This window comes from Fusicatenibacter sp. (assembly GCF_050872605.1).
GTDB lineage: Bacteria > Bacillota > Clostridia > Lachnospirales > Lachnospiraceae > Fusicatenibacter.
Map to the genome: position 1 here is coordinate 26,585 of NZ_JBNMHD010000018.1, position 22,785 is coordinate 49,369.

Consider the following 22,785-nt stretch of genomic DNA (forward strand, 5'->3'; position numbering starts at 1 on the left):
TTAGTTAGAAAATGGAGGTAAATGTAATGAAGCATACATATGAAAAGCCTGTAATTACTGTGGATGCGGGGATGGCAGAAGGGGTTTATGCGGCGAGCGGTGCTGAAGATACCTTTCCCAGGCAGCATCCCACCCCGATGCTGCCTCTTCTTTTATTCTTTCCCTTCTCCCGCCCTCTTCCTCTCTTCTTTTTTCTTCTTTTTCACCACCCGCAGTCTCCGGAAGAATGCGCTCAGCATCTCCGAGCACTCTTCTTTCAGCACACCGCGCTCGACCTTTACCTGATGATTAAATTCCTGCATTTCCAGCATATTCAGGATCGATCCCGCGCAGCCCGCCTTCGGGTTCATGCTGCCGATAACGACTTCGCTGACCCTCGCCTGCACAATCGCGCCGGCACACATCTGGCACGGTTCCAGCGTCACATACAGCGTACAGCCCTCCAGCCGCCAGTCGCCGAGTTTTTTGCTGGCTTTCCGGATCGCGTTCAGTTCCGCGTGGGACAGCGTGTTTTTATCCGTATTTCTGCGGTTATATCCCCGCGCAATCACCTTTCCCTCGTACACAATCACACAGCCGATCGGCACTTCCATCAGCTTTTCCGCTTTCTTCGCCTGCGTAATCGCCTGGCGCATGAAGCGTTCCCGTTCTTTCCGGTGCGCTTTTTCCTCCGGCGTTTCCAGCTTTGTTTCTTCTTCCATTGTGCACTTCCTTTCTTCTCTGCGTATATTTTCTGTCCTTCCCGCATATCGTGAACTGTAGCGCAGTATCTTTTTCTACTCTTTTTTGTTTCTATGCAGGAGGTTTTTATGTCTGATTACCGGCGTTTCATTGCCTATCTATACGAATACCCGAACAACCGCAAGGGCGGATGCTGCGGCTTTGTCCGCGTGGAGTCGCAGAACAGTTTCTGCCGCATGGATTTCCAGATCAAATCGCCGTCGCTTCCGCCGGAAACCTCGGTCACTGTCTATGGATTTATCCGTCAGGCAGGGCGGATGTACGGCATTCCGCTCGGAAATCTCCTTGCGGGGCGCTCTTCTACGAGTGGAAAGCTCTTCACGCACTCCGATGCCATTGGGCAGACGGATATCACGCTCGACGAGCTTTGCGGTCTGATCCTGCTCTGCAGCCAGACCGGCGTCATCGCCACCCAGTGGGACGATCTCCCAATCCAGCCGGAATTTTTCTCTCCCACGCTCCCGCAGGAGCCCAAAATATCCGCAGACAATGGTGCCAGACCGGCCGAAGAGAAAACTGCCGAAACACCCGAACCTCTGGATCCCGCCGTACCTGCGCAGTCCCTGCCATCATCAGACGCTTCAAAAGCACAGTTCGCTGAACTTTCCACAGAATTCAGCAGCAATTCCGAACTTTATCCACAAAATTCCGCTCCGGAATCCACCGATTCCACAGAATCCACACCAACTGACACGGTAAACACCGTTCCCGCAGACAGGATCCCGCCATCATCCGCCGACACACTCCATCCCGCATCCGCGGAATCTGTGAAAACCGCAGAAAGCTATCCCTCTGCCGACCCGGAACCGCCACAGCCCCTCCCGGATTCTGCCGCCCAGCCGCTACATATGACTTCCGCCGATTTTCCCGCCGCAGCAGCCGTGCCGCCGTCCCGCGCCGCCCTCTATCTCCAGCTTCAGGACCAGTTCCCGGAGTTCCATCCGTTCCCAGATGATGATCTGACCGACTGCCTGCGCCTCTCGCTCGACGATCTCCCGCAGCTCCGCGCCGCCGGTCTTTCGGCAGATGCGAACCGCTTCGTCCTCCATGGCTCCTCGTCCTATCGCCATCTGCTCCTCGCCCGGAACCGCGACCAGCAGGAACTCTGGTATTTCGGCGTCCCCGGCGTCTACACGCCGAATGAGCAGTTCATGGCAGGCCTCTTCGGCTTTTTCCACTTCAAGCAGGCGATGCGCCCCGCCGAGCTCGCGCCCGATGCCCGCTTCGGCTACTGGTACCGCACGCTTTAAAGCGTTTTTTAATCCACGCCGCGGATCTCCACCGTCTCAATCTTTCCGCGCAGGATCTCGCAGAACTGCTCGAGCTGCTCCCTCGCATACCCCGAGAATCTCGGATCAATCACATAATCCGATTCCCGGTAATTCTGCAGGAAGTACCGTTTTGCCCCGGAAAGCCACTTTCCAATCGCCTCGATTTCTTCCCGCCCGTGCAGCTCCTTGCAGAGCGTTGTCCGGAACTCATAGTCCACCACACCGCTCTTTAAAAACTCGACCGACTCATTGATCCGCATCACATCGATCTTTTTCACGCCCGCCGTCTCGCCGTACCGGGACGGCGCGTTTTTGATGTCCATAGCAACGTAGTCGATTTTCTTCTCTTCCACCAGCTTTTTCAAAATCTCCGGCCGGTATCCGTTCGTATCGAGTTTCACGAGATACCCCAGTTCCTTGATTTTCGTCACGAACCGTTCCAGATCCGGGTCCAGCGTCGGCTCGCCGCCCGTCACGCAGACGCCGTCCAGCACACCGCGCCGCTTTTCGAGCACTGCAAAAATCTCCTCCTCCGGAATCACCGGCTCCCATTCGGGATGCTGCACGAGATTGCCATTCTGGCAGAACGGGCAGCGGAAATTACATCCGCCCGAAAACAGTGTGCACGCCACCTTGCCCGGGTAATCCAGCAGCGTCAGCTTTTGAAATCCATGTATGACCATATGCTATCCTCTCCGACCGCAGGACTCCGAACCTTCGTCCGCCCTGCAACAGAAAAAGCGGAACCATAATGTCCGCTTTTTCCATTCATCTTCTATTGGTAATTATTTGCCGTAACGCTCTGCCTGGGAACGGATCAGGTCCAGATCATCAAAATAGTTGATTTTCATGGCTGCTTTGACATCCGCCAGTGTCTGAGCGGCAACTTTTTCTGCCTCTTCGCTGCCTTTTTTCAGCATATCGTAGATCGCCGGAATGTCTTTTTCCAGTTCTTTTCTGCGATTGCGGATCGGCTCTAAGGTCTCCTGCAGTACATTGTTCAGGAACTTCTTCACTTTGACATCGCCAAGGCCGCCTCTCTGATAATGCGCTATCAGCTCATCGAGATTTGCGTAATCCGGCAGATAGCGCTCGAAGTGCTCCGGCCGGCAGAATGCATCGAGATAGGTGAATACGGTATTTCCCTCGATCTTGCCCGGGTCGGTGATCTTGATGTGATCCGGGTCGGTGTACATGCTCATGACTTTTTTCTTGATCTCATCCGGCTCCTCGGACAGGTAAATGCAGTTTCCAAGCGATTTGCTCATCTTCGCTTTTCCATCGATACCCGGCAGACGTCTGCAGGAATCATTCTCCGGCAGCATAATCTTCGGCTGCACAAGTGCCTCGCCATAAACCGTATTGAATTTGTGGACGATCTCCTGTGTCTGCTCGATCATCGGCATCTGATCCTCTCCAACCGGAACAGTCGTTGCCTTGAATGCAGTGATATCGGCTGCCTGGCTGATCGGGTAGGTGAAGAATCCAACCGGGATGCTCGCCTCAAAGTTTCTCATCTGGATCTCCGATTTTACGGTTGGATTTCTCTGCAGTCTGGAAACCGTAACGAGATTCATATAATAGAAAGAAAGCTCGCACAATTCCGGAATCTGAGACTGGATAAAGATGGTGCTCTTTTCCGGATCAAGTCCGCAGGAAAGATAATCCAGTGCTACCTCCAGAATGTTCTGGCGCACCTTCTCCGGGTTGTCCGCATTGTCGGTCAGCGCCTGTGCGTCTGCAATCATGATGTAAATTTTATCGAATTCACCGGAGTTCTGCAGCTCCACGCGGCGGCGCAGTGAACCAACGTAATGTCCTACATGCAGCTTGCCGGTCGGTCGGTCGCCGGTCAGTATAATTTTTCCCATTTTTTCTTCCTGCCTTCCTGATACGTAATCTTCGCAGTCCGCTTCTGTATGAAAAATTTCATAAAAATTCTCATAACTGCGGACCTTCTACATACCCTCTATAATACCGTCTTTTTACAAACACTGTCAATGGTCTTTTCCGGTAAAATCCCTCAAAATATCTATTATGAGACAAATCGTTCAACAGCCACATACAGCCTTCCCTTTTTCGTCTGATTCTGCACGCCAACATAGCGGAATTTTCCCATATGGCGCACGGTCACGAGATCGTCCTCTTTCAGCGACGCGCTCGGCGACGTCACCAGTTTTCCATTGATAAACACCTGGCCGCCCTCGATCAGCGGCACCATTTTGCTCCGCGAACTGCTGAACGCCAGCGACAGCACCGCATCGAGCCGCACGGAAGCGACGGAGCCTTCTTTCCGCTCGGTTTTCGGCTCCGTCAGCTCCGCCGGCAGTCCCGCCTCGACTTCACAGTACACGCTCGTATGGCGCACTTTTTTCAGCTCCGCACAGATGTAGTCCGCCATATCCGCCATACAGATCAGATACGCCTGGTTTCCATCGATCAGAATGTCTCCCAGCTTATACCGCTCCACGCCGAGATTCATCAGTGATCCTAAGAAATCACGGTGTGACAGCGCATCCGCAAATTTTTCATTCAGCGGGCTGATGCGCACGACTGCGATCGGAAGCATCGACGCATCGCCGTCTTCCGCATAGGATGGCAGAAACAACGCCGCTTTCCGCTCTGCCGCCTCGTATCCGCCGGACAGCACGTAACGCACGCCCGGGATTTTATTTACCGTACGGTAGAACAGATCCTGCTCCGCCAGCGTCAGAAACTCCGTGTGTGACGGAACATCCCTGTGATAACACTGCTCTGCCAGATCCTGAATCCGTCCGACCAGCACTTCTTCCTCATTCATGGTAATCCCCCTTTGATACACCGCGGGCTGCCCCTGTTTTCTTTCGGGCAGCCCACGTATCACACTTTATTGATCCAGCAGCATCGACAGTCCGATCCGCTTCTTCGCCAGATCAAGGCTGATGACCTTCACTTCCACGATATCGCCGACGCTCACAGCCTCCAGCGGATGCTTGATGAAGCGTTTCGTCATCTGGGAAATGTGAACGAGTCCGTCCTGATGCACGCCGATATCGACGAATGCACCGAAGTCAATGACGTTGCGCACGGTTCCCTTCAAGATCATGCCGACCTTCAGGTCCTTCATATCGAGGACATCGGTGCGCAGGATCGGGCGCGGCATCTCGTCACGCGGGTCACGGCCAGGCTTCTGCAGCTCTTTGATGATATCGCGCAGCGTAATCTCGCCGACACCGATCTCCTCTGCCATCTTCTTGTAATCTTTGATGAAGAACGCCGTCGGTCCCTCACTGATCTGCTCTGTCTTCATATTTAACTTTGCAAACAGCTTCTCGACTGCCTCGTAGCTCTCCGGATGAACGCTTGTGCCGTCCAGCGGATTTTTGCCGCCGGTGATGCGCATAAAGCCCGCGCACTGCTCAAACGCCTTCGGTCCGAGTTTTGCCACTTTCAGGAGCTCTTTTCTGCTCTCGAAACGGCCGTTCTCCTCGCGGTATGCCACGATGTTCTTTGCAATCACTTTGCTGACACCGGAAATATATTCCAGCAGCGATGCGGATGCCGTATTCAGATCCACACCGACTTTATTGACACAGTCCTCAACGACACCGCCGAGCGCCTCGCCAAGCTTCTTCTGGTTCATATCGTGCTGATACTGGCCGACGCCGATCGATTTCGGATCGATTTTGACGAGCTCTGCCAGCGGATCCTGCACACGGCGTGCGATGGAAGCGGCGCTTCGCTGTCCGACATCAAAGTTCGGGAATTCCTCGGTTGCCAGCTTGCTTGCGGAGTAAACGGATGCTCCCGCCTCGTTGGCGATCACGTACGCAACCTTCTCCGGAATCTCTTTTAAGATCTCGACGATGATCTGCTCGGACTCACGGCTTGCAGTTCCGTTTCCAACAGAGATCAGGGTGACGCCGTATTTGTGGATCAGATCTTTTACAGTGGCTTTCGCTGCCGCAATCTTCTTCTCGTTCGTCGGCGCGGTCGGATAAACCACGGTGGTATCGAGCACTTTTCCGGTCGCATCGACAACGGCCAGCTTGCATCCCGTACGGAATGCCGGGTCCCAGCCAAGGACAACCTGGCCTGCGATCGGCGGCTGCATCAGAAGCTGCTCAAGGTTCTTTCCAAAGACCTTGATCGCACCGTCCTCTGCCTTTTCAGTGAGCTGATTTCTGACCTCACGCTCAATGGCCGGAGCGATCAGACGGTTGTAGGCATCCTCGATGGTCGCCTGCAGAACCGGCTTTGTCTGCGGATTCTCTTTGGTGATGATTTTTTTCTCGAGATAACGCAGGATTTCTTCCGTCGGCGCCTCAATTTTGACGTTCAGGAATTTTCCTTTCTCACCGCGGTTCAGCGCCAACACACGGTGTCCGGCAATTTTCGATACCGGCTCGGAAAACTCATAGTAATTCTCGTAAACGGATTCTGCTTTCTCATCCTTTGCTGTCGAGACGATCAGGCCCTTCGCCTCGGTTCTACGGCGGATCTCCATACGGTAATCGGCCTCATCGGAAATGCTCTCAGCGATGATGTCGCAGGCACCAGCAATGGCGTCTTTTGCCGTTTTGACTTCCTTTTCTTCGGAAACAAAAGCCTCTGCCTCTTTTTCGAGCGGCTCTTTTGTCATCTGCAGAAGAATGATATTCGCCAGCGGCTCCAGTCCTTTTTCTTTTGCGATCGTCGCACGCGTCCGGCGTTTCGGGCGGTACGGGCGGTATAAATCCTCTACGACCACGAGAGTTGCGGCCTCTTCGATGGATTTTTTCAGTTCTGCGGTCAGCTTGCCCTGCTCCTCGATGCTCGCCAGGACAACGGCCTTGCGGTCATTTAAACTGCGCAGATACATCAGACGGTCGTACAGATTTCGCAGTACCTCGTCATTTAACGAACCTGTTGCTTCTTTTCGATATCGTGAAATAAAAGGGATCGTGTTTCCCTCGTCAATCAGTTTCACTGCAGCTTCCACCTGCCACGGTTTCACGTTCAGCTCGGCTGCCAATACCTGATTCATATCCATAGGTAAATTCCTCCTGTTGTCTCTTACAAAACACGCTGTTCCTTCTCTGTTTTTCCCGCATAAAAAGCGGGACCCTTGGCGGAACAGCCACTCTATTACCTTATCAATAGGTCTTGTTTTTGTCAACCTTACATGATAAAATCTTTACTATAGCTTTTTTGACAGACTGCGTGTGAAACCGCGCTTTTTTGCAGAAGAAAGGACATTTTATGACACCAGAAAATTACGATCCAAACACCAATGAGTCCGGCGATTCCTATCAGTCCTCCCATCCGTACGGCGTGCCTGAGGGCCAGCGTCCCGGACCGTATCAGCATTACCAGCAGCAGCCTCCTGTACAGCCGCCGCGCAGGACGGGTTCGCAGGCCCTTGCGGCCGCTTCGATGGTCATGGCGATCTGCTCCTTTTTGTTCATGCTCAACATGGGCTCCCTGTTTTTCGGCTCGCTCGGCGTGATCTTCGCCCTTTTAAGCCGCGGCGCAGGACGCATGAGCGGCACGGCAAAAGCCGGTCTGGCGGGCTGTACCATCGGCATAATTGTCGGTATCTGCATGTATGCTTTCCTGCTTTTCAACATGGTCAGCGGCGGCAGCACCAACCTGCTCGAGCGGTATTACAATCAGTACATGCAGGAATACCAGATGACACCGGATAACGGAACAACCACCGACGGAAATACCATCTAGGTACCAGAAAGGATTTTTCATGAACGGACAAAAACAGAAATTTTCAGAACTGAAAAAGCAGGCCCGTGAGGCCATGGCAGGCCGATGCGGCACGCTGGTGGGCGCAACCGCGATCAACCTGTTTCTCACCTTCTCCTGCTCCCTCATCCCGACGCTGATTTTTTCAGGCACAACGCTGTACGACATCATTTTCCTGAATCTGACGCTGTTCCTGTTTTCCCTGCTCCTCAGCCTCTTCCAGGCAGGCTACTTAAAAATCTGCCTCTCGACGCTGCGCGGGGAACCGATTTCCGTCGGTGATATGCTCTACGCTTTCTATCACCACCCGGACCAGTACGTGCTGATGTTCCTTATCATCAACGGCATCAGCTCCGTGATCGCCCTGATTTCCAGCATTCCGGGCTTCCAGTATCTTTCCTCCCCGAGTGCTGACCTGACGCTTGGAACAGCCCTTTCCATCGAGGCCGAGCTTTCTTCGCTCATGAATGTTTACGTTTATAAGCTGATCGGCTCTCTCGTTTCCACGCTGGTGCTGGTTCCGTTTTCCCTTTCCACCTTCGTGATGAACGACGCTCCCGGCATCGGCCCGATCCAGGCAATTCGCCAGAGCTTTGCGATGATGATGAAGAACTTTTTCCGCTACATTCTGCTTCTCCTCAGCTTTTTAGGACTTGAGATCCTTGCATCCTGCTCCTGCGCCATCGGCTTCTTATGGGTGATGCCGTATATGCAGATCACGATGGCTGCGTTCTATCAGGAACGGAAAGATATCCTGTATCCGGCATCGGAACCGGTGGGATATGATACGGATTCCTTTGGATCCGGCACAGATCTTTAAAAATAAATCTTAAGATAATTAAAAAGACGTTTCACACCCCTTGTTTTACGGCTGTGAAACGTCTTTTTAGTTATGTCTATTTCGAGATCTTAAATTCTCGCGCGGATTCTGCTCTGGATTCCGTCGAGTTTCTCTGCTTTTTCTCTGTACTCCTGCTCTGTGATTTCGCCTGTGATGAATGCGAACTCCTCGGACAGACTTGGAACTGCTACGATTTCTACTTTCCCGAACAGCTCCTCGATCTCACTCTGGCGCTCTGCGGCGTGGCCGGATACGCGGACGAAGAAGCGGCTCTTCACATCGTCGATCTGCAGCAGGTTCAGTTTCTCCTCGCTCCAGCTCATCATGATGTTTCTGCCTTTGTTCTTTGCGCAGTCTACAACATCGGCAACAACGGCACTTGCGGTCGGGAGTTTTCCTGCTCCGCTTCCGTAGAACATGGCATCACCCAGTACATTTCCGTGGATGAAGATGGCGTTGAATACACCGTTTACGCTGTACAGCGGGTTCTTCGCGTCAATCATCACCGGGCTTACCATGGCGTAATACTGATCACCCACCTTACGGCTTGTTGCGAGCAGTTTGATTGCGGTTCCCATCGAGGTCGCATATTTGATATCCTCTGCGGTGATCTTTGTGATTCCCTCGGTGTAAACCTCTTCGTAATTGACTTCTTTTCCATAAGCAAGAGAAGAAAGAATCGCAATTTTACGGCACGCATCGTAGCCTTCTACATCTGCTTCCGGGTTGCGCTCTGCGTATCCGAGGCGCTGTGCCTCTTTTAATACATCCGCGAAATCGGAACCGTCGCTTGCCATTTTGCTTAAGATATAGTTCGTGGTACCATTTAAGATACCAGTTACTTCATCGATCTCATCTGCAGTCAGGGAGGAGTTTAACGGACGGATGATCGGGATACCGCCGCCGCAGCTTGCCTCAAACAGATAGTTTGCGCCGTGCTCTTTTGCAATTGCAAGAAGCTCGGTACCGTGTCTTGCCACCAGCTCTTTGTTGGATGTGCAGACGCTCTTTCCAGCCTCCAGCGCACGTTTTGTGAAGGTGTAAGCCGGCTCAACGCCGCCCATGACCTCGACAACAATATCAACCTCCGGATCGTTTGCGATCACTTCGTAATCGTGTACCAGCACTTTTTCTACTGGATCTCCCGGGAAATCTCTTAAATCCAGAACGTATTTGATATTAATCTCGTTCTCTGCTCTCTTGTTGATGCTGTCATGGTTCGTGTTGATGACTTCTACCACGCCGGAACCAACGGTGCCATATCCTAATACTGCAATCTGAATCATCTCTTTTGTTCCTCTCTTGCTTTTTCTTTTTCAGGACTCCTGTCCTAAGATTTTAAAATAATGAACTCCCTGTCTGGACTCAATCTCGTTGATCATCTCCGAGGCGTCTCCCCGGTCTTCCGCGATATCCACACTGATCGTCAGTGACGCCACGCCGTTTAACGGAATCGTCTGATGAATGGTCAGAATGTTTCCGTGAAACTCGGCGATAATCTTCAGCACATCGGAAAGCAGTCCCGGCTCATCGTCCATCTGCAGAATAAACGTAATCGTTTTTCCTTTTGCATTGTCATGAAAAGGAAGAATATCATCTTTGTATTTATAGAAAGAGCTCCTGCTGATTCCTGCTTTTTCCGTTGCCTGCTGCACGGTAAGCTCCTGCATATCCATCAGCCGCTTGGCCTCGATGACCTTCAAAAGGACCTCGGGAACCGCTTTTTCTTTAATAACATAATACTTTGTTTTCTCTTCTCTCATGGCAATCCTCTATCTTTACATTCTTTCCAGGAAATACATTTGTTTTCACAGGAAAGATCGTACCATATTCCGACACAGAACGCAAGGGATTTTTTAGAATCCGATACTTCCGCCGCCATGGCTGTTTCCGCTGGAGGATGTGTGAACGTGGCTTCCGCCACCGCCTCCTCCGCCGCCGGAACCGCCGCCTCCGTGGTTTCCATCGTCCCTCGGGATCTTGTGCATCGACACATGGCGGTCAATCAGTGCATCCCTTCTGTCCCGGATTTTTACACGTTTCAGATCCGCATAGCCCTTTGCACCGCGGTTTTTCTTTCGTCTGTAGCTCTTCCTGATTCCAAAATAAACACCAAATCCTGTCACAGCAGCTAAAAGGACAGCAATCATTGCCTCGGTACTGTTAATTTTACGGTAATGAATGATCGAGCCGTCTTCTGTAATCAGATAGTCCGCCTCGGAAACACCGCGTTCGAAGCACTCCTGCGTCATCGTAATCATTTTTGCAAACGTCCCCGCATAGTCGCCCTCTTTTGCATAGCTCTGCGCTGCCTGCAGAATGTCATCGATTTCCGCGTCCGACACATAATACTGCATAATGCCCGACGTTGAAATCACAATCTGGCGCTGTCCCATGTCGATGAGGAAGCAGACGCCGTTCGGCTCCTTCGGATACTTTTTATCATAGAAATCATCCGCAATCGCCTGGCAGTCCTCGGAGCCGCTGCTGTACTCGGTCAGGATCACCATATGAGTGTCCGTATTACTCTCAAACTCCGCACAGGACCGCTCGAGATCCTGCTCCTCCTCATCCGAAAGAAGCGATGCGTTGTCGTAGACATACTGGGTGTCCGCTTTTACGGTATTCACAGAAAAAATCCCGCACAGCAGAAGGGCTGCAAAAATGCCGAGCAGATATTGTCTCGCTTTTTTCATTCTTCTCATGAGAAATACCCTCCCACCAGCATAAAGATCAGTACGAAAAGTGTACTCACAACCGACGTCAGCAGCGCTTTTTTCCGCTCAAACGGAAAATCACCGTTGATCGTGCCGGTCTGGCCGTTCATCGCGTAGTAATAAACCTTTCCGTCTTTTCCCGGATACGTCAGTGTCCAGACCGGAAACAGTACGTAACGCCAGTCCTCCCGCTTTGGAGAAAGCTTCATTTTCTCCTGCTCGAGGGAGAGATACTCGTTCGCCTCGTTCCGCATTGCGCCGCGCGCCATTTGTTCCAGTTCTTTTTTCAGTTCCGGTGCGATCTGCGCCTGTTCGATATCACGTTTTTCCGCCTGAAATCCGGAAAGATAGCCCATGGAAAACGGCTGCATCTCCTCCAGACGATAGGGCTGCACGCATTCGATCAGATCGCGGTCGGCCTTGTTCAGTGCATTGCGCGACAGACCGTCCACGCGGACCTCGCCCTCCCGGCGGACATCGTAAATGCTGGTCTCTTTGTACTCCACATCACCGGTCTGCCAGACTCTCACCTTCCGGCCGCGTGCCATGTAATCCGTCTCAAATTCTCCGCCGTAAATCCAGTACGGGAAATAGACACCCGTCATCTTCTGTACCTGGTTTTTCTCGAAAAAGTCCTTCGGAATAAAGCGTTTCTTCCGCGCAAATGACAAAAATTTCTCGATTGCCTGCTCCTTGCTGATCTTAAACGGCAGCACGAAATCCGGCATATATTCTCCCGAGAGCCGGCCGGAAAGCACCACCGGGTTGTGGCAGTAGAAACAGTATGTCGCTGCCGTCGTCGCATCGGTCACAATCTCGGCGCCGCAGTTCGGGCAGGTGTAGACAACTGCTTCGCCCTGCTCTGTTTCCCCTTTTGTTTCCTCCGTACTGCTTTCCTTCTGTGCACCGGCAGCATCGTCCTCCCCGTTCAGCGCTTCCGCTGCTTTCGGGTTCGCCTTTTCGGCTTCTTCCTGTGTAAACGAGGACAGGCAGTACTCGCATTTATACTTTCCGCTTGCCGGATCGAAGGTCAGATCGCCTCCGCAGTTCGGGCATTTGTATGTAATAACCTCCATATTCTATCCCTCCTTCCCCGGAGCCGCTGTTGTATTGGATGGTTATCTGTTTTTTCTTTTACTGTCTTGGTTTTCCGCAGTTCGAGCAGAAATTGCCGGTATTCTCAGTTCCACATGCGCAGACCCATTTTCCTGCCGCTTCCGGTTTCGGGCTGCCGCAGTTCGAACAGAATTTACCGCTGTTCTCGGTTCCGCACTTGCCGCAGATCCACACCATCGGCTTTGCACTTCCGCAGTTTGAGCAGAAATTGCCGGTGTTCTCCGTTCCGCATGCGCATTTCCATACTCCTTTTGCAGCTTCCTGCTGTGCCTTGGCTGCCGCCTGCTGCTGCATCTGCTGCTGATTCGAAGCGGACGCCGATGCAAACGAGGAACCGAAGGCATTCATGCCCATCTGAACACCCATAAAGCCGTTCATGGCTCCGTTTGGGTTGGCTGCTGCTTTCTCCATACCGCGTGCCATCGCTCCCTGTACATAGCCCTCACGGATCGATGGATCAGACATCATCGCACCTTCGTTGCGCATCTGGATCAGTTTCTGGGAGGCTTCATCGTAGGAAAGGCTTGCGATTGCCACGGACTGGATCTCCATGCCGCGCATTGCCCGCCAGCTCTCATCCATCGCATCTGCCATGTAGCGGGACAGCTCTGCGCTCTTGGATGCTGCGAACGAAATGCGGATGCCGTCGGCTGCCATCTGATTGATCGAGGACTGCAGGCCCTCTAAAAATTCGTTCATATACTGCTCGTTGATATCCTCGATCTCCACGCGGGATGCGTTTCTCGGCACAGCCTCTGCGTAGAAGCGGAGCGGATCGACGATGCGGATGGAATAGGAACCGTGTGCCCGAAGGAACAGCTCGGCATTGTAGAACTGGTCGAAATAGTTGACCGGATTTCTCGTTCCGAATTTGATTCCCTTGATTTCCTGCAGATTAATATAGAAAACTCTCTGCTCATGCGGGGTCTGGCCGCCGAATTTCAGGCGCTCAAACGTATCTTTTACGGCTGCGTCAAGCGATCCGCTGAACATCGACGGAGACGATGACTGGTCTACGGTAAAGTAGCCCGGCTCTGCGGTGTAATCAATAATCCTTCCGCCGTCCACCAGCATCATGAACTGATTGTCATAGACATGGATCACCGATCCGTTGGAAATCGTCTGGCTTCCCTTTCTGTTCTGGCCTTTTCTGACCAGAATTCCTTCTGTAAATACCGTATGCTCCCCCATCTCATACGGCTCCACGGTCTCCAGCCACTGATCGGCGAGACCGCCGTGCACTGCGTTGACTGCTGCTCTGATAATACCCATATGTTTTACCTCCTGTAAACATGAAAGGAGCATTTCCGTCCCCATTGGTGAAAATGCTCCTTATTTTACTTGTCACTGTGCTCTGCCCACAGCCGAATTATGCTTCTTCCTCTTTCGCTCCGGTTCCGAGTGCAATCCACTTCAGATATGCGTTGATAAACAGGTCGATTCCGCCATCCATAACTGCATCGACATTTCCGGTCTCTGCGTTGGTACGGTGGTCTTTGACCATGGTGTATGGCTGCATAACGTAAGAACGGATCTGGTTGCCCCAGCCGATCTCGGTTACTTCGCCGCGGATGTCACTCAGCTTGTCTGCCTGCTCCTGGAGTTTCAGCATATACAGTTTTGCTTTCAGCATCTGCATTGCCTTGTCCTTATTCTGGAACTGGGAACGCTCATTCTGGCATGTAACCACGATGCCGGTCGGCATATGCGTGATTCGGATCGCCGATGACGTCTTATTGATGTGCTGTCCGCCGGCACCGCTGGAACGGTACGTATCGATACGGATATCCTCATCACGAACCTCAACATCGATCTCTTTGTCGATATCCGGCATAACATCGCACGATACGAACGATGTCTGGCGTTTTCCTGCCGCGTTGAACGGAGAAATACGGACGAGACGGTGAACGCCTTTTTCGGATTTCAGATAACCGTAAGCGTTTTCGCCGTTGACCTGGAATGTCACGGACTTCACACCGGCCTCATCACCGTCCAGGAAGTCGAGTTCCTCGATCGTAAAGCCTTTGCGTTCTGCCCATCTGGTGTACATACGGTACAGCATGCCGCACCAGTCGCACGCCTCGGTTCCGCCTGCACCTGCGTTCAGTTTGATGATCGCATTGTCCTTGTCAAATTCGCCGGACAGCAGGGTTTTGATGCGGATGGCATCGAAGGATGCCTTGAACTCTTCCATCATTTCCGCGATTTCCGGAACAACGGAATCGTCATCCTCCTCCTGTCCCATCTCGATCAGAGTTTCCATATCTTCTTTGGCGGATACCAGTTTCTGATACGTATCTCTGTCCTCTTTCATGCTGCTCAGCTGTTTCATCTGCTCCTGCGCTTCTTCCGGATTGTCCCAGAAATTGGGTTCCTCCATTTTACGCTCTAATTCTTCGATCCTCTGCTCTTTGTTAGCGAGGTCAAAGTGAATCCCTCACTTCCACTAATGGTTTATCGTATGTGCCAAGTTCCATTTTGAACTGGTCTAATTCAACTACCACAAGCTTCACCTGCTTTCTGTTTTATATTTTGTATGACACGCAGCTTCTGGTAGGGAAGCTGCGTGCTTTGTCAAACGGATCGTGCTCATCCGTCTCACTGCTGTTCTGCTTTTATCAAACCGGTTTTCTTCCGCAGCACTGTTTGTACTTCTTGCCGCTTCCGCACGGGCATGGATCGTTTGGATAGATCTTACGCTCTGCGCGCTGTACCGGTTTTCTCGGGCCGGACTCGTCTTTGTTGGTTCCGGTCACTTTTGCCACCTGCTCACGTTCTACTTTCTGCTCAACACGTACATGGAACAGGAGACGGACGGTATCCTGCTGGATGGACTCGAGCATTTCGTTAAACATGTCGTAAGCTGCCATCTTGTACTCAACCTTCGGGTCTCTCTGACCGTATGCCTGCAAGCCGATACCCTCGCGGAGCTGATCCATATCATCGATATGATCCATCCACTTCTGGTCGATTACTTTCAGGAGAACGACACGCTCAAGCTCACGAATCTGCTCCTCCTCCGGGAATTCTGCTTCTTTTTCCTCATAGAGCTTGACAGCTTCCTCTTTTAACTTCTGCTTCAGTTCATTTTTTGACAGCTTCTCTACGCGCTCTTTTGTCACTGCCTTCACCGGTATGACGGAAAGCAGCATCTCATTCAGTTCCGTCAGATCCCATTCGGACTGCTCGGTATTCTCGCCGATGCAGAGATCTACGATATTGTCGATGGTATCGGCGATCATCTTGAAGATGGTATCTCTCATGCTCTCGCCGTCCAGCACGCGGCGTCTCTCTTTATAAATAATTTCTCGCTGCTCGTTGTTGACCTGGTCGTAGTCAAGAAGGTTTTTACGGATTCCGTAGTTGTTGCCCTCGATCTTCTTCTGCGCCTTTTCGATTGCAGAAGAAAGCATCTTGTGCTCGATCTGCTCATTTTCCGGTACACCAAGGGATTTGAAAATACCCATCAGCTTCTCGGAACCAAAGAGTCGCATCAGATCATCCTCCAGGGAGATGTAGAAACGGGACTCACCCGGATCTCCCTGACGGCCGGAACGACCGCGGAGCTGATTATCGATACGGCGGGACTCATGACGCTCGGTACCGATAATCTTTAAGCCGCCGGCTGCCTTTGCCACATCATCCAGCTTGATATCGGTACCACGGCCGGCCATGTTGGTTGCGATCGTAACAGCTCCTGCCTCTCCGGCATGAGCCACGATTTCGGCCTCAAGTTCATGGAATTTTGCATTCAGAACCTGATGCGGAATTCCCTCACGGCGCAGCATTTTACTGAGCAGTTCGGAAGTCTCGATGGTGATGGTGCCGACCAGAACCGGCTGGTTCACGGCATGTGCCTCTTTGACTTCCTCTACGACTGCGTGGAATTTCTCTTTTTTCGTCATGTATACGGCATCGTCCATATCCACACGGATGACCGGACGGTTGGTCGGGATCTCGATAACGTCCATACCGTAGATATCACGGAACTCCTGCTCCTCGGTGAGGGCAGTACCGGTCATGCCGGCTTTTTTCTCGTATTTGTTAAAGAAGTTCTGGAACGTGATCGTTGCCAGAGTCTTACTCTCCCTTCTTACTTTTACGTGCTCTTTTGCCTCGATTGCCTGATGCAGACCATCGGAATAGCGGCGGCCCGGCATGATACGTCCGGTGAACTCATCGACGATCAGAACCTCGTCATCTTTGACTACATAGTCCTTGTCGCGGTGCATCAGATAGTTGGCACGCAGCGCCAGGATCACATTGTGCTGGATCTCCAGGTTTTCCGGATCGGAAAGGTTCTCGATATGGAAGAAGTTCTCGACTTTCTTCACACCGTCATCGGTCAGGGTAACAAATTTGTCCTTCTCGTTGACGATGAAGTCTCCGGTCTCCTCGATCTCCTCGCCCATGATGGCGGTCATCTTGGTCATCTCACCGCTTGCCTCACCGCGCTGCATCTGGTGTGCCAGAATATCCGCGGTCTCGTACAGCTTCGTGGATTTGCTGCTCTGTCCGGAAATGATAAGAGGTGTTCTTGCCTCGTCGATCAGGACGGAGTCAACCTCGTCGATGATGCAGTAAGCAAGCTCTCTCTGTACGAGCTGCTCTTTGTAGATGACCATGTTGTCACGCAGGTAATCGAAACCAAGTTCGTTGTTGGTGATGTAGGTGATGTCGCATGCGTACTGCTGGCGGCGCTCATCGTTCTTCATATCGTTTAAGACAACACCGACGGTCAGGCCGAGAAATCTGTGAACTTTGCCCATCCACTCAGCATCTCGGTTTGCCAGGTAGTCGTTGACGGTAACGATGTGGACACCGCGTCCGGTCAGCGCGTTTAAGTAAGCCGGAAGTGTGGAAACAAGTGTTTTTCCTTCACCGGTTTTCATCTCGGCGATACGTCCCTGATGGAGGATAATACCACCGATCAGCTGTACGCGGTGGTGCTCCATACCGAGGGAACGTTTTGCTGCCTCGCGGACGGTTGCGAATGCTTCCGGGAGAATGGAATCCAGGGATTCGCCTCCGTTGTAGCGGTCTTTATATTCCTTTGTCTTGGCACGCAGCTCTTCATCGGTCAGCGCCTGCATGGTCGGGCGGAGAGCTTCGATTTTGTCTACGATTGGATAGATTCGTTTCAGCTCGCGCTCACTGTGCGTACCAAAAAGTTTTTCTGTGAATTTCATAGAATGTTTGCTCCTGCTTTCTCTATTAATTGCCATATTAACATATGGTATTATTCTACCACTTCTGGCACAAGATAACAATGAATTTTTCGTAAACATTTCCCCGCCCGGCCGGGATGCGAAAAAATCACCCTGTTTCGCAGCTTTTCCAAGCTGGAAACAGGGTGACTGTTCACTCTTTATTTACTTTTAGCACTCCGGCTCGATCAGACCGTAGGTGTTGTTCTTTCTCTTGTAAACAACGTTTACTTCGTCGGTCTCTGCATTGCGGAATACGAAGAAGGTGTGTCCAAGAAGTTCCATCTGTACGCAGGCATCTTCCGGATACATTGGTTTCATGCCGAATTTTTTGGTACGGATGATCTGGATATCTTCGTCCTCCAGATAGTCATGCTCCAGATATTCTTTCTGGAAGTTTCCTGCTTCCTGCTGTTTGTCGGCAATTTTGTTTTTGTATTTGCGAAGCTGGCGTTCGATGACTTCCTCGACCAGATCGATGGATACGTACATATCGTTGCTTACCTGCTCGGAACGGATGATGTTTCCTTTTACCGGAATGGTAACCTCAATTTTCTGTCTTTCTTTCTCTACACTTAAGGTTACAATGACATTTGTGTCAGGCGTAAAATATTTCTCCAGTTTGCCAAGTTTTTCATTGACCGCGGCTTTTAATCCCTCTGTCACGTCAATATTTTTTCCGCTGATGGTAATTTTCATTATGCCCAACCCCTTTGCTTTCAAATTTTACAGGTTTTTCACTTCCCCTGTAAGTAACTCTAATTATAGCAATAGTTGTCTCTATTTGCAATAGTATTTAGAAAATTCATGAATATTTTAGAGTTTTTTCTGTTACTTATGAACAAAAAGGAGCTGCGCAGCAGCGGAGATCGCTGAAAGCGCGGTTTTGCGAATGGCGCGGGTGAACGTCCGTTTCCACTACCGGCGGCATACTGCCAGCACGTCTTCAAACTTCATTTTGCCGCCGAACAGATCCAGTGCGCTGCCGATTGTCACATCGACGTGGTTGTTTCCCAGTTTTTTGAGCAGCTCCAGGTCTTCAAAGCTTCCCACACCGCCGGCGTACGTCACCGGAAAATCTTTCATCTTCGCAAGCAGTTCCACCAGCTCCGTCTCAATGCCGGAAGCCTTTCCCTCGACATCCACGGCATGGATCAGGAACTCATCACAGTATTCTGACAGGTGATGCAGCAGTTCCTCCGTCACTTCTTCGTCCGTGAACTTCTGCCAGCGGTCCGTCACAATATAGTATTTTCCGTCCCGCTTCCGGCAGCTTAAATCCAGTGTCAGCCGCTGCTTTCCTACCGTCGTCACCAGCTTGTCCAGATTTTCATAGAACACATGGCCGTCGCGGAACACATACGAAGTCACAATCACATGGCTTGCCCCCGCTGTCAGAAACTCGCACGCATTCTCCGCATCAATGCCGCCCCCGACCTGCAGTCCGCCCGGATACGTCGAGAGTGCCAGTAAAGCCTGCCGCTTGGTCTCCTCATAAAACTCGGTGCCTTTCTTATTCAACAGAATCACATGGCCCCCCGTAATGCCCTGCTCTCCATACAGCTGCGCATAGTACGACGCATCCTGCTCCGAGACAAAATTCTCGCTCGCCTGATTTCCCTGATCCTTCAGCGATCCCCCGACAATCTGTTTTACTTTTCCGTTATGAATATCAATACATGGTCGAAATCTCATTTTCCCCGTTTCCTTTCTTTTCTCTCCCCTTAAGTTTTCCACATTATATCAAAATCCGACCATTCTGTGTATAAATTCACCAAATTTTCATGGTTCTTTCATAGAAAAGAAAGAAGAACCTGCTTTTTCCACAGATTCTTCTTTCTTTTCCGGCTTACCGCCGTTCTTTATTTATCGATGTCCTCAAAGGCCTCTTTCACTTTATCCATAAAGCCTTTTTTCTTCTTCGGCTGCTCTGCGGTTTCGCCGTCGGCTGCTTTTTCTTCTGCTGCCGGGCGGTTTCCGCAGGCTTCATCGAAGGCGCGGAGGGCTTCTTTTGCTTTCTCATTCAGTTTCGTCGGAGTCTGGACTACGAGTGTTACGTAGTGATCACCGCGCACATTGCTGTTGCGAAGGGACGGAACGCCTTTTCCCTTCAGACGGATCTTCGTATCGGTCTGGGTTCCCGGTTTTACAGTGTAGAGAACGTCTCCGTCAACGGTGCTGATCTTCACATCGCCGCCGAGTGCTGCCTGGGCAAACGTAATCGGTGCAGTGGAGAAGATGTTCATATCCTGTCTCTGGAAGATCGGATGACGGGTTACCTGAACCTCGACAAGCAGATCTCCTCTCGGTCCGCCGTTTACACCCGGCTCACCTTTTTCACGGATCCGGATACTCTGTCCATCGTCGATTCCGGCCGGAATGTTGACCTGAATGCGTTTTCTGCTGGATGTGTATCCTGTGCCGTGGCATGCGGTACATTTATCGCGAATGATCTTTCCGGTTCCGTTACAGTCCGGACAGGTCGTCACGTTTCTCACAGAGCCGAACATGGTCTGCTGCGTGTACGTAATCTGACCGGTTCCGTTACACTTGGAACATGTCTCCGGTGAAGTTCCTGGTTTTGCGCCGGTTCCATGGCACGTTGTACAGGTATCCTTCAGGTTGATCTCGAGCTCTTTCTGGCATCCGAAAACAGCTTCCTCAAACGTAATGTGGACAACAGCGCGGAGGTTTGCTCCCTTCATCGGTCCATTGTTTGCTCTTCTTCTGCTTCCGCCGCCACCGAACAGGTCGCCGAAAATATCGCCGAAGATATCACCCATATCTCCGCCGCCAAAGTCGAAGCCGCCGAATCCGCCGGCTCCTGCGCCGCCACCGCCGTTTTCAAATGCAGCGTGGCCAAACTGATCGTACTGACGCCGTTTGTCCGGATCACTCAGCACGCCATAGGCTTCTGTCGCCTCTTTAAATTTTGCCTCGGCCTCTTTGTCGCCCGGGTTCATATCCGGATGGTATTTCTTGGCCAGTTTACGGTATGCTTTTTTTAATGTTGCATCGTCCGCTCCGCGGTCTACGCCGAGGACCTCGTAATAATCTCTTTTTTCTGCCATTTATGTTCACCTTTTCATTTCTGTTCCACAAATTTCATCTTTGCAGAAATGTTTTTCCGCACGCTCCAGTATAGCACTTTTCCGAAAGCAATACCAGCATAAATACAGGGGGCGGAATGTGTTTTCCGTCCCCTGCAAACATTCGCCTCACAGGGCTTTTTGCGTTTATTTACTTATTGTTTCAACTCACAGTCGGTATTTTCACGGAGTGTGACATGCCGAAAATTAAACCTCTTTGTAGTCAGCATCTACGACGTCGTCGTCATGGCCGCCTGCTGCTCCTGCATTTCCCATATCCGGGCCTGCACCAGCTGTTCCGGCACCTGCTGCGCCGCCCTGCTGCTGCTCATACAGTTTTGCGAACAGTTTCTGAGCGCTTGTCATCAGTTTTTCCTGAGCTGCTTTCAGGTCAGCTACCTGTGCATCTGTCATCTCTTCCGGATTGCATTTTGCAATGAGGTCTTTCAGTGCGTTCAGGTCAGCTTCTACTGCTGTCTTATCGTTTGCATCCAGCTTGTCGCCGACTTCCTCGATTGCTTTCTCGGTCTGGAATACCATAGAGTCTGCATCGTTTCTTGCGTCGATTGCTTCTTTGCGTTTCTTATCCTGAGCTTCGAACTCAGCAGCTTCTTTGACTGCTTTGTCGATCTCGCTGTCGGACATGTTAGAGCCTGCGGTGATGGTGATGTGCTGCTCTTTTCCTGTTCCCAGGTCTTTTGCAGATACATTTACGATACCGTTGGCATCGATATCAAAGGTAACCTCGATCTGCGGAACGCCTCTTCTTGCTGGCGGAATTCCATCCAGACGGAACTGGCCGAGGGATTTGTTGTCTTTCGCGAACTGACGCTCACCCTGTACTACATTGATATCTACTGCTGTCTGGTTATCAGCTGCGGTGGAGAAGATCTGGCTCTTCTTGGTCGGGATTGTGGTGTTACGCTCGATCAGACGAGTTGCAATACCTCCCATGGTCTCGATGGACAGAGACAGCGGAGTTACATCCAGAAGAAGGATGTCGCCTGCGCCGGCATCTCCTGCAAGTTTACCGCCCTGTACGGAAGCACCAAGTGCTACGCACTCATCCGGGTTCAGGCTCTTGCTCGGCTCGTGTCCGGTCAGCTGTCTTACTTTATCCTGTACAGCCGGGATACGGGTAGATCCGCCTACCAGAAGGACTTTGGAAAGCTCGGATGCCTGAAGGCCTGCATCAGAGAGTGCTCTCTGTACCGGCTCTGCGGTTTTCTCTACCAGGTCGTGAGTCAGCTCATCGAATTTAGCCTTTGTCAGGTTCATATCGAGATGTTTCGGGCCATCTGCCGTTGCTGTGATGAATGGCAGGTTGATATTGGTTGTGGTTGCGCTGGAAAGCTCTTTCTTTGCTTTCTCTGCTGCTTCTCTGATTCTCTGCAGAGCCATCTTATCGTTGGAAAGATCGACGCCTTCCTGTTTCTTGAACTCAGCGAGGATGTAATCTGTTACTTTCTGGTCGAAGTCATCGCCGCCCAGACGGTTGTTTCCTGCTGTGGAAAGAACTTCGATAACACCGTCACCGATCTCGATGATGGAAACATCGAAAGTACCGCCGCCAAGGTCGTATACCATGATCTTCTGCTCTTTCTCGTTATCCAGTCCGTATGCCAGAGCTGCTGCGGTAGGCTCGTTGATGATACGTTTTACATCAAGACCTGCGATTTTACCGGCATCTTTGGTTGCCTGACGCTGTGCGTCATTGAAGTAAGCCGGAACTGTGATAACTGCTTCTGTTACTTTCTCACCAAGGTAGTTCTCTGCATCACCTTTCAGTTTCTGAAGGATCATAGCGGAGATCTCCTGCGGAGAGTATTTCTTTCCTTCGATGTCTACTTTATAATCAGTACCCATCTCACGTTTGATGGAACGGATGGTTCTGTCTGCGTTTGTTACAGCCTGACGTTTTGCCGGCTCGCCGACCAGACGGTCACCTGTTTTTGTGAATGCTACGATAGATGGAGTTGTTCTTTCACCTTCTGCGTTTGCGATAACGGTTGGTTTTCCACCTTCCATAACGGCTACACAGCTGTTTGTTGTTCCTAAGTCAATACCAATAATTTTGCCCATTGTTGT

The 22,785-nt window shown here is 51.4% G+C and carries 19 protein-coding genes; 3 read left to right on the forward strand and 16 right to left on the reverse strand.

What is annotated here, in order from left to right; all coding sequences use genetic code 11:
- Positions 1–152 precede the first annotated feature (152 nt).
- Positions 153–701, reverse strand: coding sequence for a tRNA adenosine(34) deaminase TadA (gene tadA / locus ACY2VT_RS07195; RefSeq protein WP_461879419.1), 549 nt, complete (start codon positions 699–701; stop codon positions 153–155).
- A gap of 108 nt (positions 702–809) precedes the next feature.
- On the opposite strand from tadA, the gene ACY2VT_RS07200 reads away from it, so the two are divergent.
- On the forward strand, positions 810–1,991 hold the full coding sequence (locus ACY2VT_RS07200) for a DUF6128 domain-containing protein (protein WP_461879420.1): 1,182 nt from the start codon (positions 810–812) through the stop codon (positions 1,989–1,991).
- A gap of 8 nt (positions 1,992–1,999) precedes the next feature.
- Here ACY2VT_RS07200 and ACY2VT_RS07205 read toward each other — a convergent pair whose 3' ends face one another.
- From ACY2VT_RS07205 to ACY2VT_RS07220, 4 genes are all read right to left on the reverse strand, one after another.
- Positions 2,000–2,695 carry an anaerobic ribonucleoside-triphosphate reductase activating protein gene (locus ACY2VT_RS07205; RefSeq protein ID WP_118641115.1) on the reverse strand — a complete coding sequence of 232 codons (696 nt, stop codon included), beginning with the start codon at positions 2,693–2,695 and terminating at the stop codon, positions 2,000–2,002.
- 102 nt (positions 2,696–2,797) lie between these two features.
- Positions 2,798–3,883, reverse strand: a complete 1,086-nt coding sequence (gene trpS, locus ACY2VT_RS07210) for a tryptophan--tRNA ligase (protein WP_461879421.1) — start codon at positions 3,881–3,883, stop codon at positions 2,798–2,800.
- Between the two features lie 164 nt (positions 3,884–4,047).
- Positions 4,048–4,812, reverse strand: a complete 765-nt coding sequence (locus ACY2VT_RS07215) for a YlmH family RNA-binding protein (protein ID WP_461879422.1) — start codon at positions 4,810–4,812, stop codon at positions 4,048–4,050.
- 66 nt (positions 4,813–4,878) lie between these two features.
- Positions 4,879–7,023 carry a Tex family protein gene (locus tag ACY2VT_RS07220; protein ID WP_461879423.1) on the reverse strand — a complete coding sequence of 715 codons (2,145 nt, stop codon included), beginning with the start codon at positions 7,021–7,023 and terminating at the stop codon, positions 4,879–4,881.
- Between the two features lie 209 nt (positions 7,024–7,232).
- Here ACY2VT_RS07220 and ACY2VT_RS07225 point away from each other — a divergent pair, with 209 nt between their 5' ends.
- The gene (locus ACY2VT_RS07225; protein ID WP_022461315.1) at positions 7,233–7,709 is read left to right on the forward strand and encodes a DUF4190 domain-containing protein; all 477 of its coding nucleotides are present in this window, start codon (positions 7,233–7,235) and stop codon (positions 7,707–7,709) included.
- A gap of 19 nt (positions 7,710–7,728) precedes the next feature.
- A complete protein-coding gene (locus ACY2VT_RS07230) occupies positions 7,729–8,547 on the forward strand; it encodes a DUF975 family protein (protein ID WP_461879424.1) in 819 nt (272 codons plus the stop codon).
- Positions 8,548–8,636: 89 nt separating this feature from the next.
- On the opposite strand, the gene ACY2VT_RS07235 is transcribed toward ACY2VT_RS07230, so the two are convergent.
- The 11 genes from ACY2VT_RS07235 to dnaK form a co-directional block, all read right to left on the reverse strand.
- Positions 8,637–9,854, reverse strand: a complete 1,218-nt coding sequence (locus ACY2VT_RS07235; RefSeq protein ID WP_055228305.1) for a homoserine dehydrogenase — start codon at positions 9,852–9,854, stop codon at positions 8,637–8,639.
- Between the two features lie 30 nt (positions 9,855–9,884).
- A complete protein-coding gene (locus tag ACY2VT_RS07240; RefSeq protein WP_022461318.1) occupies positions 9,885–10,331 on the reverse strand; it encodes an ACT domain-containing protein in 447 nt (148 codons plus the stop codon).
- A gap of 93 nt (positions 10,332–10,424) precedes the next feature.
- A complete protein-coding gene (locus tag ACY2VT_RS07245) occupies positions 10,425–11,273 on the reverse strand; it encodes a TPM domain-containing protein (protein ID WP_461879425.1) in 849 nt (282 codons plus the stop codon).
- Positions 11,270–12,361: a TFIIB-type zinc ribbon-containing protein gene (locus tag ACY2VT_RS07250; RefSeq protein ID WP_461879426.1), complete on the reverse strand. Its 1,092-nt coding sequence runs from the start codon at positions 12,359–12,361 to the stop codon at positions 11,270–11,272. Before ACY2VT_RS07250 ends, ACY2VT_RS07245 begins: the two co-directional genes overlap by 4 nt.
- Positions 12,362–12,419: 58 nt before the next feature.
- Positions 12,420–13,673, reverse strand: a complete 1,254-nt coding sequence (locus tag ACY2VT_RS07255; protein WP_461879427.1) for an SPFH domain-containing protein — start codon at positions 13,671–13,673, stop codon at positions 12,420–12,422.
- 97 nt (positions 13,674–13,770) lie between these two features.
- Positions 13,771–14,878, reverse strand: a protein-coding gene (prfB, locus tag ACY2VT_RS07260; RefSeq protein ID WP_117509617.1) for a peptide chain release factor 2 whose coding sequence is annotated in 2 segments (ribosomal slippage) — positions 13,771–14,826 and positions 14,828–14,878 — 1,107 coding nt in all. Because the reading frame shifts where the segments join, the coding sequence is not laid out codon by codon here.
- Between the two features lie 141 nt (positions 14,879–15,019).
- Positions 15,020–17,590, reverse strand: a complete 2,571-nt coding sequence (secA, locus tag ACY2VT_RS07265; RefSeq protein WP_461879428.1) for a preprotein translocase subunit SecA — start codon at positions 17,588–17,590, stop codon at positions 15,020–15,022.
- Positions 17,591–17,779: 189 nt separating this feature from the next.
- Positions 17,780–18,307 carry a ribosome hibernation-promoting factor, HPF/YfiA family gene (hpf, locus tag ACY2VT_RS07270; protein ID WP_055218411.1) on the reverse strand — a complete coding sequence of 176 codons (528 nt, stop codon included), beginning with the start codon at positions 18,305–18,307 and terminating at the stop codon, positions 17,780–17,782.
- A 219-nt stretch (positions 18,308–18,526) separates the two neighbouring features.
- Complete coding sequence (gene hisA / locus ACY2VT_RS07275) at positions 18,527–19,303, reverse strand: phosphoribosylformimino-5-aminoimidazole carboxamide ribotide isomerase (RefSeq protein WP_461879429.1); 777 nt, start codon at positions 19,301–19,303, stop codon at positions 18,527–18,529.
- 167 nt (positions 19,304–19,470) lie between these two features.
- Positions 19,471–20,679 (reverse strand): molecular chaperone DnaJ, encoded by a 1,209-nt coding sequence (dnaJ, locus tag ACY2VT_RS07280; RefSeq protein WP_117761695.1) that lies wholly within the window; start codon positions 20,677–20,679, stop codon positions 19,471–19,473.
- Positions 20,680–20,904: 225 nt separating this feature from the next.
- A complete protein-coding gene (gene dnaK / locus ACY2VT_RS07285; RefSeq protein WP_461875062.1) occupies positions 20,905–22,779 on the reverse strand; it encodes a molecular chaperone DnaK in 1,875 nt (624 codons plus the stop codon).
- Positions 22,780–22,785: the final 6 nt, after the last annotated feature.